Origin of the sequence: Rhodococcus sp. SB1D, from assembly GCF_048573875.1 — a bacterium.
Lineage (GTDB): Bacteria > Actinomycetota > Actinomycetes > Mycobacteriales > Mycobacteriaceae > Rhodococcus_F > Rhodococcus_F qingshengii.
This window is the reverse complement of the sequence record NZ_JBMAIQ010000001.1, coordinates 903111-917883: the sequence shown is the minus strand read 5'-3', so window position 1 is coordinate 917883 and position 14773 is coordinate 903111. Positions and strand designations below refer to the sequence as shown.

17 protein-coding genes are annotated in these 14773 nt (G+C 62.3%); 9 read left to right on the top strand and 8 right to left on the bottom strand.

The features are described from left to right. The first annotated feature begins 118 nt into the window (after positions 1–118). The 3 genes from ACN50D_RS04370 to ACN50D_RS04360 all read left to right on the top strand — a co-directional run bounded on the left by ACN50D_RS04370 (position 119) and on the right by ACN50D_RS04360 (position 2465). On the top strand, positions 119–1042 hold the full coding sequence (locus ACN50D_RS04370; protein WP_042448761.1) for a neutral zinc metallopeptidase: 924 nt from the start codon (positions 119–121) through the stop codon (positions 1040–1042). 74 nt (positions 1043–1116) lie between these two features. Continuing rightward, positions 1117–1746 (top strand): ArsR/SmtB family transcription factor, encoded by a 630-nt coding sequence (locus ACN50D_RS04365; RefSeq protein WP_007728048.1) that lies wholly within the window; start codon positions 1117–1119, stop codon positions 1744–1746. Between the two features lie 2 nt (positions 1747–1748). Beyond that, positions 1749–2465 (top strand): SRPBCC domain-containing protein, encoded by a 717-nt coding sequence (locus tag ACN50D_RS04360; RefSeq protein WP_211920208.1) that lies wholly within the window; start codon positions 1749–1751, stop codon positions 2463–2465. 4 nt (positions 2466–2469) lie between these two features. Here ACN50D_RS04360 and ACN50D_RS04355 read toward each other — a convergent pair whose 3' ends face one another. The 4 genes from ACN50D_RS04355 to ACN50D_RS04340 all read right to left on the bottom strand — a co-directional run bounded on the left by ACN50D_RS04355 (position 2470) and on the right by ACN50D_RS04340 (position 5859). Next, a complete protein-coding gene (locus tag ACN50D_RS04355; RefSeq protein WP_007728051.1) occupies positions 2470–3870 on the bottom strand; it encodes a DUF2252 domain-containing protein in 1401 nt (466 codons plus the stop codon). Positions 3871–3901: 31 nt separating this feature from the next. Continuing rightward, a complete protein-coding gene (locus tag ACN50D_RS04350; protein ID WP_007728052.1) occupies positions 3902–4321 on the bottom strand; it encodes a DUF1622 domain-containing protein in 420 nt (139 codons plus the stop codon). Between the two features lie 51 nt (positions 4322–4372). Then, positions 4373–5404, bottom strand: a complete 1032-nt coding sequence (locus ACN50D_RS04345) for an ABC transporter substrate-binding protein (RefSeq protein WP_307850398.1) — start codon at positions 5402–5404, stop codon at positions 4373–4375. Between the two features lie 101 nt (positions 5405–5505). After that, the gene (locus tag ACN50D_RS04340) at positions 5506–5859 is read right to left on the bottom strand and encodes a zinc ribbon domain-containing protein YjdM (RefSeq protein WP_164490578.1); all 354 of its coding nucleotides are present in this window, start codon (positions 5857–5859) and stop codon (positions 5506–5508) included. A gap of 104 nt (positions 5860–5963) precedes the next feature. Here ACN50D_RS04340 and ACN50D_RS04335 point away from each other — a divergent pair, with 104 nt between their 5' ends. The 4 genes from ACN50D_RS04335 (at position 5964) to ACN50D_RS04320 (ending at position 9761) form a co-directional block, all read left to right on the top strand. Further along, on the top strand, positions 5964–6596 hold the full coding sequence (locus tag ACN50D_RS04335; protein WP_003944787.1) for a TetR/AcrR family transcriptional regulator: 633 nt from the start codon (positions 5964–5966) through the stop codon (positions 6594–6596). Between the two features lie 41 nt (positions 6597–6637). Continuing rightward, a complete protein-coding gene (locus ACN50D_RS04330) occupies positions 6638–8209 on the top strand; it encodes an MDR family MFS transporter (protein ID WP_003944867.1) in 1572 nt (523 codons plus the stop codon). 17 nt (positions 8210–8226) lie between these two features. Further along, positions 8227–8823: a CHAP domain-containing protein gene (locus ACN50D_RS04325; RefSeq protein WP_007728059.1), complete on the top strand. Its 597-nt coding sequence runs from the start codon at positions 8227–8229 to the stop codon at positions 8821–8823. A gap of 209 nt (positions 8824–9032) precedes the next feature. Then, positions 9033–9761 carry an HD domain-containing protein gene (locus tag ACN50D_RS04320; protein ID WP_211920212.1) on the top strand — a complete coding sequence of 243 codons (729 nt, stop codon included), beginning with the start codon at positions 9033–9035 and terminating at the stop codon, positions 9759–9761. Here the strand turns inward: ACN50D_RS04320 and ACN50D_RS04315 are convergent, their stop codons facing one another. Then, complete coding sequence (locus ACN50D_RS04315; RefSeq protein ID WP_054831940.1) at positions 9762–10133, bottom strand: cupin domain-containing protein; 372 nt, start codon at positions 10131–10133, stop codon at positions 9762–9764. A gap of 89 nt (positions 10134–10222) precedes the next feature. Here ACN50D_RS04315 and ACN50D_RS04310 point away from each other — a divergent pair, with 89 nt between their 5' ends. Continuing rightward, a complete protein-coding gene (locus tag ACN50D_RS04310; RefSeq protein WP_075833113.1) occupies positions 10223–11041 on the top strand; it encodes a helix-turn-helix domain-containing protein in 819 nt (272 codons plus the stop codon). A gap of 95 nt (positions 11042–11136) precedes the next feature. Here the strand turns inward: ACN50D_RS04310 and ACN50D_RS04305 are convergent, their stop codons facing one another. Together ACN50D_RS04305 and ACN50D_RS04300 are read right to left on the bottom strand one after the other, a co-directional pair. Then, positions 11137–11760, bottom strand: a complete 624-nt coding sequence (locus ACN50D_RS04305; protein WP_235808416.1) for a hypothetical protein — start codon at positions 11758–11760, stop codon at positions 11137–11139. Beyond that, positions 11757–12812, bottom strand: coding sequence for a LacI family DNA-binding transcriptional regulator (locus tag ACN50D_RS04300; protein WP_235808417.1), 1056 nt, complete (start codon positions 12810–12812; stop codon positions 11757–11759). The genes ACN50D_RS04305 and ACN50D_RS04300 overlap by 4 nt, the downstream gene beginning before the upstream one ends. A gap of 70 nt (positions 12813–12882) precedes the next feature. Here ACN50D_RS04300 and ACN50D_RS04295 point away from each other — a divergent pair, with 70 nt between their 5' ends. After that, entirely contained in the window at positions 12883–14112 is a 1230-nt protein-coding gene (locus tag ACN50D_RS04295) for an MFS transporter (protein WP_058226766.1), read from the top strand. On the opposite strand, the gene ACN50D_RS04290 is transcribed toward ACN50D_RS04295, so the two are convergent. Continuing rightward, positions 14073–14741, bottom strand: coding sequence for a class I SAM-dependent methyltransferase (locus ACN50D_RS04290; RefSeq protein ID WP_058226767.1), 669 nt, complete (start codon positions 14739–14741; stop codon positions 14073–14075). The genes ACN50D_RS04295 and ACN50D_RS04290 overlap by 40 nt on opposite strands. Between the last annotated feature and the right edge of the window lie 32 nt (positions 14742–14773).

Genomic DNA, 14773 nt, shown 5'->3' with positions numbered 1-14773 from the left:
TGCCTGCGATCCTACGGAGCGAACTGCACAGAGCGGAAACGCGGACCCGCATCGCATGCGAAGCTATCTCCAGAAGTGACGGCAAGCACTTGTTCACGACAGCAGAAAGCGGACATAGATGACCTTCAACGAGGGGGCCCGCGGCGAAGCGGGACGCGTTCAGGTTCAAGGCGGCGGGGGTGGCGGTGGCCGCGGCGGCAAAATCGCGATCGGCGGTGGCGCGGGCGGCATCATCGTTCTGATCCTGGCGCTGTTGTTCGGCGGTGACCCCGGCTCATTACTGGGCACGTCCACCGAGACTTCGAGTTCGTCGACCGGACTGTCGTCGGTCGACGAGTGCACCGGCGCTCAGGCCAACGCCGATGTGAACTGCCGAGTAACGCTGACCGTCGGAAGCCTCGACGACGTTTGGGAACAGCAGTTGGTCAAGCAGACCGGCACGGCGTACGTGCGTCCCGAAGTTGTCTTGTTCAGCGGTTCGGTCAACACCGGTTGCGGCCAGGCGTCGAGTGACGTCGGTCCGTTCTACTGCCCGGCGGACCAAACGGCGTACTTCGACACGAGTTTCTTCCAACTACTCGTCGACCGTTTCGGTTCCAGCGCCGGACCGCTCGCACAGGAGTACGTGGTCGCGCACGAGTTCGGACATCACATCCAGAATCAGCTCGGCGACATCGGCCGCGCGCAGGCCGACCCGCAGGGTGAGCAGTCGGGTGCGGTTCGCACCGAACTCCAGGCCGATTGCTACGCCGGCGTCTGGGCACATTTTGCGGACACGATTCCCGACGAAGCGACCGGTCAACCATTCCTGAAGCCCTTGTCCGAGAGCGATATTCGAGACGCCCTCTCGGCGGCGTCATCGGTGGGCGACGACCGCATCCAGAAGTCCACGACCGGTCGGGTCAACCCCGAAGGCTGGACACACGGCTCCTCCGCACAGCGGCAGGCGTGGTTCAAGACCGGATACCAGACCGGCCAGATTTCGTCGTGTGACACGTACTCGGCGCGGGATCTGAACAACCCGCCCGACCTCAAGCGATAGCGAACCTCCGAAACCATCCCACCGACAATTTTTTCTGTCTTGACAGATTCAGTTGTCGGTGGGATGGTTTTCTCATGTTGGACGTAGCAGTCATCGATCGCCCCGGAGCTGCCGAGGCGTCGCTCGATCCGATTCGGCAACGGATTCTGGCCGAATTGGCGGTGCCGGGATCGGCATCCTCGCTGGCGCCCCGGATCGGGCTGACACGCCAGAAGGTGAACTATCACCTGCGCACTCTCGAAGACCACGGACTTGTCGAGCTCGTCGAGGAACGCAAGCGAGGCAACATGACCGAGCGAATCATGCAGGCCAGTGCCGCGTCGTACGTCATATCCCCTGCCGCCATGTCGGCGCTCGCCCCGGACCCGGGCCGGTTCCCCGATCAACTCTCGGCGCGCTGGCTCGTCAGTCTCGCAGCGCGGATCGTCCGAGAGGTCGGCGAACTGATCGCCGGAGCAACTGCAGCCGGAAAACCGTTGGCGTCCTTTGCCATCGACAGCGACATCACCTTTGCCACGGCGGCCGACCGTGCCGCCTTCGCCGGCGAACTCGGCGAGTCGATCAACTCACTCGTCGCCAAGTATCACGACGGCAATTCCGAAGGCGGACGCAAACACCGCCTCGTTGTCGCCCTGCATCCCAGCCTCACCACACCCCAAACCATCACAACCCAAGCGATCGACGCGCCCGAAACGGAGAAGTAGCAATGTCCGAGAAATTCGAAATCCGCCGCGAGGTGGTCGTCCCAGGAACCCCCGAGCAGATCTGGGCCGCCATCTCGGCCGAAACGGCCGGCTGGATGTTCCCCTCCCCTCTCGAGATCCCCGCCGACGGCAGCCGCCCGGACAGCCCGATCATCGCCACGTGGGAGCCACCCCGCGAACTCGCCATCCACATGCAAGGCCCCGACGGCTGGTTCAACAACCTCGAATACGTCGTCGAGGCCCGCGCCGAGAGCACCGCCGTTGTCCGCTACGTCCACGCCGGAGTGTTTGCCGATGACTGGGACAACCAGTACGACGGCGCGAGCAAGCACACGGACTTCTACCTGCACAGTCTCGGCCAATACGTGCGGTACTTCGCCGGAAAACCCGTCACCTATGTCTCGGCCGAAGGCCCGGAATCCTCGTCCGCGCCGCAAGCGATGGGAACGCTTCGCAGCGCCCTCGGAATCACCTCGGGCGCCGCTGTCGGTGACTCCGCGTCGGTGGAAGTCCCCGGAATCGGAACCGTCGACGCGATTGTCGACTACATCAACGACTGGTTCATCGGCTTGCGCACCGAGGACGCATTGCTGCGGTTCTACGGCCGAAATGCTTTCGGCGGCAACGTCGACGCGGCCCATCACCTCTTCGCAGAGGGCGCTGACGGTGGATCAGCAACGGCAGCGTGGCAGGGCTGGCTCGACGGCGTGTTCGCCTGAGTCGTCACACTCCCCGCTCTGCTGACACGCGACCGTCGTCGATCGCGGTCAGCAGAGCGGCATGATCGCGTGCATTGCGCTTGGCGTAGGCAGCCGCGAACTCCCCGATCGCGAAATCGAATTCGGTTCCGTCGCCGAGATATTCGGCGATCGCTATCCGATCGGACGAGCGAGCGTGTGCGTAGGCAAGGACCCTGGCGCACAGGCGCCCGTAGAGTTCCAGCCCCTGCGGCACCATCTCTTCGATGACTGCCGACCCTTTACCGTCACGCAGTTGACGAATGTAGAAATCGTGCTCACCCTCGTCGAGCCCCGGCCCTCGTTCCCAGCCGAGAAAGATGTCGCTTGTCGCTTGCATCAAGCGTTGCCCGTTGACGACGCGTTCCCCTTCGTTCTTGAAGGTCGGACCATCGACGTAGCCGGACAATACCGAGGGTTGCGCTTCCTTGACCTGCAGGATCAACGGATCGTCGTCGTCGACGCCTTTCATGAGGATCATCCATGCGCGTGTTCCGACGCTCCCGACACCGACAACCTTCCGCGCAATGTGCGTCATCTCGAAGCTTTCGAGCAACACCCGACGGTCCCACTGCAGCGTGCTCCGATACGACCGAACGCGCTGACGTAGCAACTCCTCGATCTGCGTGAGATCGGTCCCTGCGAACAACTCGTTTGCGGGCACGATCAGCGGCGGATCACTGATGAATTGCCGCCGGCCGTCGACGATTTCGGTGAACTTGCCTGCCGCCTGCACACTGTCGCGGCGACGAGCCTTGTCCAGCGTCGCTTGTGTGCGAGCAAGCATGCGCTTCTTCAGGTCGATCTGGAGAGCCTCGAGCCCGTCCTCGGGTGCGATGTGCGAGTACCAGACTGCAAGATTTCCCAATCCTGCCTGGGTGATCATGGTTTCCCGATACTCGGCCGCGCATCCGCGAACGATCTTCTTCCGCTCCTTGCCCGAAAATCCGTTGTCCTTTGCGGCGATCACCAAACTTGCGGCCAGTCGTTTCACGTCCCATTCGAACGGTCCCGGGTACGTTTCGTCGAAGTCGTTGATGTCGAACGCGAGTTTTCGCTCGGGCGTCGCATAGATACCGAAGTTGCTCAGGTGCGCGTCGCCGCAGAGTTGGCTGGCAAGACCCGAATCCGGACTGCGTGACAAATCGTCGGCCATCACCAGAGCAGCGCCGCGGAAGAACGAGAACCGCGATGCCGACATCCGCCCGTATCGGATGGGCACCAGGTCCTGTACCCGCGACTTCGCCTGCAATTCGAGCAGTGATATCGGATCACGGTCACTCTCTGCCAGATCCGCGAGCGCGGCCAATGGCGTATCTCTACGCGCCTGACGGCCGCGCGCCCGCCTTTCGTCGACCGTGAGATGCTCGGTACGCACTGCTGTCATCTGCCCGACCTTTCACTCGCAACGGCTATCGCTACGAACTCGACGCGTCGGGCGTCGTGCGGCCTCCTGATCCGCGCGCTGCGCGTACCAGGAGTTCCGGACTTGACACCAACGCCTTGCGCCACGGAAGTACCCCGTCGATCTCGATCTGAATCGACAGGCTCAGCACGGTCCGAATAAGAACGATCATGCCCAGAACTGCGGCGTCTGTCAGCGACGGCGACGACGTCACCGTCTTCACCAGATCAGCGGCGACAAGGATCTCGAGGCCGAGAAGGATGACCGCGCCCATGGTCTCGCGCAGAGTACGAAACGCCGAACTACCGTCCCGCGTTCGACTCCATGCGCGCCCCGCGATCACGAATGCGAACACGAACCCGAGAACCATGGCGACAACACCGAGTACCTCGAACCATTCGGTGACCAGCTCGAAGAACCTGATTTTGTCCATGGTCATGATTCTCGAGGTAATGCACCGATAAGTCGAGGTGACACGACGGCGTCAGCTGAAGATCCGCTCGATGTCGTCGAGTCGCAGCTCGGTCGCGCGGGGAGAATAGCCCGAGCCCCACAGGCTGTCGTCGACGTAATGGACGTTCCCCGAGCGGACAGCGGGAAGACGCTCCCAGAGCGGGTTCATCGCCAACTGCGCGCGGACGTCCTGCTGGTCCTGGAATGCGCCCACGATGATCACGTCGCTGGTCACCTGATCGAGTTGCTCCGCTGTGAGTGTGCGCGTGAACTCCTCCGATGTAGCTCGTTCGCCGGGGAAACCGAGGGCGTCGAGAAGAGCGTCGACCTGGTTGTAGACGACACCGTTCTCGCCGGTGCGGAGGAGGGTCACCGACGGCAACGAACCGAGGGCGGAGAGTCGATCCTTGATTGTGAGGAGGCGCTCTTCCGTTCGCGCGTTCAATTCGGCCGCCGCGTCTTCGCGTCGGACCGCGACGCCCATCGAGGTGACCAATTTCTTCATCTCGTCCCACGTGAGGAACCCGTTGAAGCCGGCGAACACCGGCACGCCTGTGGCAGAGAGTTCGTCGTAAGACTTTGCTGCGTAAGCATTTCCGGCCGTCAGGAGCATGACGATCAGATCCGGCGACACGCCGATGATTGCTTCCTTGTTCCACGTTCCCGCCGTGCCGAGGTTCGGGATGTTCGCAGCCTCCGGCATCGTGCGCAACACCGCGTCACCGCTCACACCCTCGAGACCGAAGAAGCCGCCGACGATCTTCTCCGGCGGCACACCGAGGTCGAGCACCGTCGCCATGGCGCTGACATGGGCGATGACCATTCGCTGCGGATCCGAAGGGATCTCGACACTGCCCGTCTCGTCCTGCACCGTGACGAGACCGCCTGACTCCAAGCCATTTTCGTCACTGCTGCACGCTGCCAGCAAGGTCGCGGCCGCGGCACCGAGCCCGGCGCCGAGGAAACCCCTGCGCGTCAGCGCATCGACGATGCGTTTCCACTGCTCCTCTGTATCGAGTGCGGTGTTATCGAGTGCGGGCGCCAGGCAGATCGAGTTCGGCACAGTTCGGTCCATTCGTTCGAGCGGTCGAGAATCACCTCGATTGTGGCTATCGAACCGTCGAAACTGAACAGGATTTCGAGCCGACAACTATCGCTGTCCGGTCACACCTTCTTGACGACGCTCGACTTCAATTGCATCGGTCCGATGCCGTCGACCTTGCAGTCGATGTCGTGGTCACCAACACCCTGAACAAGGCGGATGTTGCGAACTTTCGTACCTGACTTGATGCCGGTCGGACTGCCCTTCACCTTGAGCGTCTTGACGACCGTCACCGTGTCGCCGTCCGCAAGAATGTTGCCTACGGCATCTTTCACCACACCCAGGTCCTCGCCGGCACTATCGGTCGGCGCCCACTCGTGCGCGCAGGACGGGCAGACCATCAACGCGCCCATCTCGTAGGTGTATTCGCCGGCGCATTCAGGGCAAGGGGGCAAGGTGTCTTCCACGCGGTTCATCCTATCCACCAGGCACCCGATCCCCATTTTTGCATTTCATGAGGCATTCTTGGGCGAAATATTGCATTCGATGAAACTTTGCACTCTGTGCAATTATGGATGAAATGGGAACCGAAACTCTCGGATTGCGCGAACGAAAACGAATTGCGACGAGGCAGCTGATCGAGCACACCGCCGTCGAACTCGTTCTCGACCTGGGCTATGACGAAGTGACCGTCGAGAAGATCTGCGAAGCCTGCAATCTGTCGACCCGCACGTTCTTCAACTACTTCCCCACCAAGGACGCAGCGATCGGTGGGCTCATGCTCGTCGTGCCAAGTGAGACGACCATGCTCACGCTCATCGGCGAGCACCCGGACGATCCGCTGCGCGGCGCCCTCGCGGTATTCGAGGCGGCGATGCAAATCGTCGACGAGCGACCCGATCTGCTCGCGCATCGACGCGAATTGTTCGAGCGTCATCCCACGCTGTTGCAACAACATCTGGCCACCTTCCACGATCTTGAAGACACGCTCACCCGGATCCTCACGCGGGAGTTGTCGAACAGAACCGAGTATCGCCGCCTGCACTCGGACACAGCCGCTGCCGACGAAGCCACAGCAACGGTCATCACCGCAGGCGCCGCGATGCGTTACGTCTTCCGAAAATGGCAGAACAGTGAACGGGCAAGCCCCAGAACAGATTTGCTCGATCCGGCACTACTCCTGATGGCTCGAATACTGAGGTCCGAGAGCTGATCCACACTCTCGCACCCGCCGTCACTCAACTAAGGAACTACATGTCCACTCGAGAAGCTGCGACCGTCGAGCCCGACGGCACGCATACCGACACCGAGGCCTCGCCGGACAAACGGTCGATCATCCTCGTTTTTGTCGGGCTGATGATCACGATGCTTCTGGCTTCGCTCGACCAGATGATCTTCAGTACCGCTTTGCCCACCATCGTGGGCGAATTGAACGGCGTCAACCACATGGTCTGGGTGACGACGGCATACATCCTCGCCTCGACCGTCATGATGCCGGTGTACGGAAAACTCGGTGACCTGATCGGCCGCAAGGGCCTCTTCATCGGCGCCATCAGCATTTTCATCGTCGGTTCGGTGATCGGCGGTCTGTCCCACGACATGACCACACTCATCGCTGGTCGAGCCGTGCAGGGACTCGGCGGCGGCGGATTGATCCTGCTTTCCCAGGCGATCATCGCCGACGTCGTCCCCGCCAGGCAACGCGGCCGGTACATGGGTGCGATGGGCGGGGTGTTCGCACTGGCTTCGGTTGCCGGTCCCCTACTCGGCGGCTGGTTCACCGAAGGCATCGGTTGGCGTTGGGCCTTCTGGATCAACATCCCCCTAGGCCTACTCGCCATCGCGAGCGCGATGGCATTTCTGCACCTGCGGAAGCCGAACCTCGGCAAGCCTCGCATCGACTATCTGGGCATGGTTCTCGTCGCGACGGCAGCGACGTGTCTGATCCTGTTCACGACCTGGGGCGGAAACACCTACGCCTGGGGATCGGCCGTCATCATCGGGTTGATCGTCGGCTGCGTCGTGACGGCAGTGGCTTTTGTCTTCGTCGAAAAGCGTGCCGACGAACCGGTGATTCCGATGCACCTGTTCGCTCAGCGCAACTTCGTGTTGACCACCGTCGCCGGCCTGATCATCGGAATCGCCATGTTCGGTGCGCTCGCCTACCTGCCGACCTACATCCAAATGGTGACAGGCAAGAACGCCACCGAAGCTGGATTGATGATGATTCCCATGATGGCGGGCCTGCTCGTCGCCTCCATCGGGTCCGGCCAGCTGGTCAGCAAGACCGGCCGCTACAAGATCTTCCCCATCGTCGGAACATCCATCGTCGCTGTTGCTCTGGTCCTGCTCTCACGTCTGACGCCGTCGACCTCACTGCTGGTCTTCGGTTGCTACATCGCACTCATGGGTATCGGACTCGGCCTCGTCATGCAGATCTTGATCTTGATCGTGCAGAACACCTTCCCCGCGGCCGAAGTGGGAACGGCCACCGCGTCGAACAACTTCTTCCGCCAGATCGGTGCGTCGTTGGGCAGCGCGATCGTGGGCAGCCTGTTCGCCTCGCGTCTGACCAATCTCCTGGCCGAGCGACTCCCGGCGAATGGCGGCGCGGTCGGTGGTGACGAGAACTCCTTGACCCCGGGAATCCTCTGGAAGTTGCCGAGCCAGGTTCGCGAGATCATCGTCGGCGCGTACAACGACGCGCTCGCGCCGATCTTCCTCTACCTCGTCCCCTTGGTCATCGCAGCGGTCGTGTTGTTGCTCTTCGTCAAGGAGAAGCCACTCGCGACGACGATCGATCGCTCTGCACCCCCGCTCGAGTAATTGACTATCGTGGCGTGATGTCGCACGCACCGAATACGCCCAGACGCACTCTCGCTGTTCTGGGCGTATTCGGCGTTGCGGTGGTCGTAGTGGTCGCCGGCGCACTGTGGTGGTTCGCGCGCGGCGACGACGCTCTTGCCGGCGAGAATCTCGATTCGTTCCCGGCCGTCGACCACAGCATTCTCAGCGCTCAGCAGAGTGCGCTACTGGGCGTCCTCGAGCAGGAATGGGAGTCAGGGAGTCCCGGCACCAAGTACGCCGAGGGTGTCGAAGAATCGTGGTGTGCCGATTTCGTGAGCTGGTCGATGAACCAGATCGGCACGCCGTTCTCGAACCCCAACTCAGGGTCGTGGCGCATCCCCGGGGTGTACACGCTGCAGGAGTATTACGAGTCCGTCGACGCGTTTGTCCCCTACGGTCAGGACTACCAACCCAAGGTCGGCGACACGATCCTGTACGGCGACTCGAGCCCCTTCGGCCAACACGTCAACGTCGTTCTGGTCAACGACGCCGGCACTCTGACGACCGTCGGCGGCAACGAGAACAACAAGGTCATGCTCCATCGCATCGTCCCGTCGGAAGTCCCGGGGATCGTCGGGTTCGGCGTCATCTGAGCCCGAGCCCCACCGTCGTTGCTTGATGGTTCTTGCGATGTGCAGAGGTGAGGCTACAGATTCGGGGTTGCCGTTGGATGGCACTTGCTATCGACCAATATTCGGATAATTCCGTGTTTCCGTCATTGACAGATATTAGACATCTGTGAAGAAGTTTCCCTGCCAACTAGATTCGTATCCAGCTGTCCCCCACCCAGAACAGGAATTCGATGCGCCCTGGTGAGCTCACCACTCTCGAGCAGATACAACTCATGGCCCGCGCGGCTGCTGCGCAGGCCATGAGTGCTCCGTCGATGCTCCGACTGCGGCTCGGCCGCTACCCCACTCGCACACCCGAGCTGCGCAAACGCCCACTCCCCGACACCAAGCTGTGCAGCGAAGCGCTCGATCACGCCAGAGGAACCCTGTCCCCCGCGGTCTTGAACCACAGCCTGCGCTGCTGGATCTGGGCCGACGCCTTCGCGCAGATCGATGCGATCGAGTACGACCCCGAAGATCTCTTCACTGCGTGCGCCCTTCACGATGTCGGACTGGGCGCAGAAGGATCGGCCGAGCACGGCTGTTTCACCTACATCAGTGCCGCAGACGCAGAAGAACTCGCGACCAGAGTGGGAACTTCGGAGAGGTCGGTACAGCGAATCGGCGAAGCGATCCGTCTGCACATGGATCTGACCGTCGACCGCGGCGCGGGCGCTGACGCCTACCTACTGCATGCCGCAGCGCATTTCGACGTTGCCGGTCGGCGTGCGCCCGAAATTCCGCGAGCAACTGTTGATGCAACAATCGCGGAGTACCCGCGAACAGGGTTCACCGACGCCTTCGCGCAGTCGATGCGGCGCGAGGTCGAGCTCCGTCCTAACTCTCGCGCGGCGACGCTCTGGAGATCGGGAATGGCCTTGCCGTTGCGTACCAATCCCCTGGATTGGAAGAGCCGGTAACTACGAAAAGTCCTCGAGCACTGCGGTTCGCGCCCCTCCGACGTTCCCGGTATTCATCACGCCAACGGGTTCGATCAACATCACCTCCGCTTCGTCCTCGGCGATCGGGCAATGTTCGACTCCGCGAGGTACCACGAACAGTTCACCGGGCCCCAGTCGAACATCTCCGTTTCGGAGTTGGATTCGAATCTGCCCCTTCGTCACCAGGAACATTTCGTCGGTGTCGGTGTGGGAGTGCCAGACGAATTCACCTTTGATCTTGACGATCTTGATCTCGTAATCATTGAGGGCCGCAATCTTCTTGGGCGACCAGTGCTCGGTGAACTGACCGAACTTCTCGCGGAGCGATACCGCTGTTGCCGAACTGTTCATGTTGTTCCTCCCTCGGGCGCGCCACCATCGCGATGACGACCCCGCCACTCTTCGTCACCCGAGGCAGCTGCGTCTTGTACGTTTCTGACATGGATCCCCGCGGCGCACAGATCACCGCGTGGGCACCGGGCCTCGCGGGAATCACCGAGGTCTTCCATGCCGATTTCGTCGGACACGCCTATCCCAAACACACGCACGATCAGTGGTCTCTGATGCTCGTCGACCGCGGCACGATTGCATACGACCTCGATCATCGCGCTCATGGCGCGGCACCCGAGATCGTGACTCTGTTGCCGCCAGGCATCGCACACGACGGAGTTCCGGTCACCGAGGCCGGATTTCGTCAACGAATCCTCTACCTCGACACGTCAGTTCTCGGCGAGGTCCTCATAGGCCCGGCGGTGGACAGCCCCGAGATTCGAGACCCTCTGCTGCGCCATCGCATCGATCAACTGCACTCTGCACTCGGCCCGGACGGCGAATCACTCGAGGCCGAAAGTCGCCTGGGATTCCTCGCTGAAAGATTGAACGAGATCCTCACACCGGCCACAGGTCGATCCCGTCACACGCGGACCGTTGACGAACGCGTTGCCGATCAACTTCGGGACCTGCTCGATGCGCGACTCACAACGGGAATCACGATGCGGGAAGCGTCGAACATCCTGCAGCGGAACCCCACGTATCTGATCAAGAACTTCGCGAAGCATTTCGGGCTTCCGCCTCACAAGTACGTGACGGGACGACGAATCGATCTGGCGCGACGCGCAATCCTCGCCGGGCGCGAATTGGCGGACGTGGCCGTCGACGTCGGATTCCACGATCAATCCCACCTGTCGCGGCACTTCGTCAAGCATGTCGGGGCGCCGCCCGGTAAATACGCACTGAACGTGGTCGGCAGAGCGCGCTAGTCGAAGCACCTGGCACCGGTTTCGTCGAGCAGACACTGACTCCGATCAGCTGGAGTCTGTGTCCACTGAATGAAAACGGTGTCAGGTCCCAACGATCAAGCAGCCGTCTCGAGGTCGACCAGGAGGAAGTCCTCGCGCCGCGGCCCGTATTCACGATCGGTCAGCTGATACGAGCGCAACGCACGAGGTGCACGGGCCAACTCGTAGAACCGCTCGGAGCCAGGCACGAATTGCCTCGTAGCCCAACCCCAGTTCGGGCCGTGCGGAAACTTCGGGTCGGGCAGCATGTCGGACTCCATCGACATCAGCCGTAGACGGCGAACCACTCCGGTAGTGGAGGCATTCTCGTCGAAATCGGTCCACGCCTGACGTGCGTTAAAGTCGTCACGAGGAGTTCCGGCGCGTAGTTGCAAAGCGCCCGCGGCTTCGATCCGAGAAGGCAACGGTGGTTCGGCGTCGAACATGAATTGCAGTGCAGCGACGCGAGCGATCGCCGGCTGGACCGGCTCCCGAATGCCTGACCCGTCGCGAGGCAGTCTCCACATCAATGGTTTCGAACTCGTGCGCACTTCCGCCGTCAAGACCCACGCCGGCTCGACTACCGCCCACCTGCTCGGGCTGTCGACATTCCAGGAGAGTCCCCACCGGACGGTCTCCCCCAATTCGGGAGGGACAAACCACCGAAGACGCAGACCGTCGATGACTACCGGCGTGATCATCGCGTCGAGGTTCGCCGACGCACCGACCATTCGACCGGCTCGACCGCATCGTCCAGCCCGAGAACCACGCGAGCTGCATTGCGCCCTTGATCGAACAGGGACTGGCGAACCGTTGTCAGGCCGGCGTCCGATGCGGCTGTTGTGTCGTCCCATCCGACGACTGCGACATCGTCGGGCAGCGCGAGGCCGAGTTCACGGATCGCGTCCAGAACCCCCAGAGCCAGTTCGTCACTCATCGCCAAGATGACATCGGGCCTTCGGCTCTCGGGAACGTCGAGCAGGGACCGAGCCATCCGCGCACCCTCGCTCCGCTCGTTGACAGTGACGACCCCTACCCGCACCGAGGGCCAATCGAGGCCCGCGTCGCGGACGGCGCGCTCGTAGCCCTCGAGCCGATGGCGGGACACCGGAAAGAACGCTTCACCTGGATCCACGTCCATCCGAATTTCGGACCGACGCTCACGATCCCACGGAAGGCTGATCACCGCGGGCCGCTGCGCCCCCGACAACCCGACTGCCGCGATCGCAACGGCGCCGGCAACATCGTCCATCCCGACGAGATCCACACCCTCGTGCACCGGACCACCCTGGATGCATGCGGGTTTTCCGGTGCCGACAATCGCGTCGAGGATGGGATCGTCGAAGACGGTGGTCCAGACGACAAAACCGTCTACTGCCGCGTCGCGAACTCTGTCGACGTCTCCCGGTTTCCCCGAGTTCGGCAGCATCATCAGCCCGGCGTTCGCATCCAGGCACGCTTCGGCGACTCCCGAGAGGAATCGCCGAGCTACTGCGTCTTCGAAGGCGTACGTCAGCTTCTCGCTGAAGACGACCGCGATGTTGTTGAATTTCCCGCTCCGCAAGGACTGCGCCGCCCGGTTCGGGCCCGCGTACTCGAGCTCTTCGGCGGCGGCGAACACCTTGGCCCGCGTTGATTCAGACACGCGCTCGGGCTGCGCGAAGGAGTACGACACCGACATCACCGACACGCCTGCGGCCTTGGCGACGTCGGCCATCGTCGGACGACTCGAACGCTGCGCACGTATGGCCATGAGCATCAGCATAGCGAGTGAAAAATATCCATTGCGCAGGTGTGTATCGATACATGTATCGTTACACAACATGACTGCTCGACTGCCGAAGGCAACCACGCTACGGCTGATGACACTGGCCGGAGCAGCCTTCGCCTACGTGACGGCCGAAATGCTCCCCGTCGGACTGCTCAGCGAAATCTCGACGGACCTCGACGTCACCGAAGGGCGTGTCGGCCTACTGCTGACCTTCTACGCATACGGTGTCGCGGTCTTGACGCTTCCGCTGATCGGAGCGGTCAAAACCTGGCCGCGACGACGCGTCGTCGTTCTGACGGTGGCCACCCTCGCGGTGTCGCAACTGGTCGCAGCATTGGCCGTCAACTATCCGATGCTGGTGATCGGACGATTGCTCTGCGCTGCGACGCACGGAGTGTTCTGGGCTGTCGTTGCACCGGCCGCTGCCACCCTGGTTCCGCGCGGACAACAGGGCAAGGCCATCGCGATGGTGTATGCCGGTACGTCTCTCGCATTTGTTCTCGGAGGTCCACTGTCTTCGGCGATCGGCCAGTCCTGGGGTTGGCGGACCGCATCGGCGGCAATCGGTGTGGTGGCAGTGGTCATTGCTTTCTCACTGCATCGTGCGTTGCCCGAAATGCCGGTCGATCAACACCATCGGAGCAAGCGAGACAAACCGAAGCCGACGCCGGCGATGAAACGGGCACTCGCCGTCATCTGCGCGGCAACGCTGTTTGCCGCCCTGGGGCAATTCGCTTCGTACACGTTCTTCACACTTCTGGTGGAGGAAAGCCTCGGCTCGTCCGGTGGCATCCGTACCGCGATGCTTCTGGTCTACGGTGCCGCCGGCGCCGTCGGAGTGTGGGTCGCCGGCAAGTACTACGACCGCCGACCGCGCCTCTTCACGCTCATCTCGATCGCGACGGTGGCAGGCGCGCTGGCCATCTTCTGGCTCCTGGCGCCGTCGATGGGAGCGTTCGCTGTCGTCGCCACGATCTTGTGGGGTGCGGCGTTCACCACCGTTCCGATCTGCCTCCAGTCCTCGGTTCTGCGCGCCGTCCCGATCGGGACCGACCGTGCCTCGGCCATCTACGTCGTCGTGTTCCAGATCGCGATTGCAACGGGCGCTCTGCTCGGTGCGGCCGTAGTCGACAGTGGCGGGCTCTCACATCTGGCGGGCATCGGGGTCGCTCTGATGATCGCTTCGTTGGCGATAGTCGGGTTCGGCCGACGCGCATTTCCCCGCGAACCGCAGCGGTCTACTCACTCCCCCACCGACGCGCCGGCCGGACTCTCGTCGTAGATCAGGGTGTATCGCCAGAACAGTCGTCTCCTGATCCGGCTACCTGGCAGACACAACGAGGCCGCGCGTCGGACGTCAGCCATCGACTCCCCCGGTTCCGCGGTGGGAGCCGTCATCGCCTTCAGTGGCTCGGAGGCAACCCGTCGATGCTTGACGACGCCGACGACGGGATTGCACACGGTCGCCAACACCGATAAGAGTGCGTCGGTGGCTGTGGTCGATCGATAACACCCGACCACGACGAGCCGCCCGCCCGGTTCGAGCAGGCTACTCAGCTGCTTCATCGACTCTTCGAGTGGCAGATGATGCAACGCTGCGACGACTGTGATCGCGTCGTACTTCGCCTCGGATGCAAAGTCCTCGATCCGCTGCGCGTCGAAGATCACGTTCTCGTCGTCGACAAACCTTGCGCGCACGGCGGCCGAGGTTGTCAGGTCGGGTTCCACACCGACCACCACGTCGAACCGCCGACGCAAGAGGTCGATCAGATTGCCGGTCCCGCACCCCACGTCGAGAGCGCGACCGGACCTGACCCCGCGCAGATTACGTAGAACCCACCGGCCGTAGTAATCGTTGTGACTCCACGGATGGCGTCGGTTGAAACCGTCCACGCGAGCAATCACACCCATACCCGACGGTATCAATCCGAGCCTGCGCACCG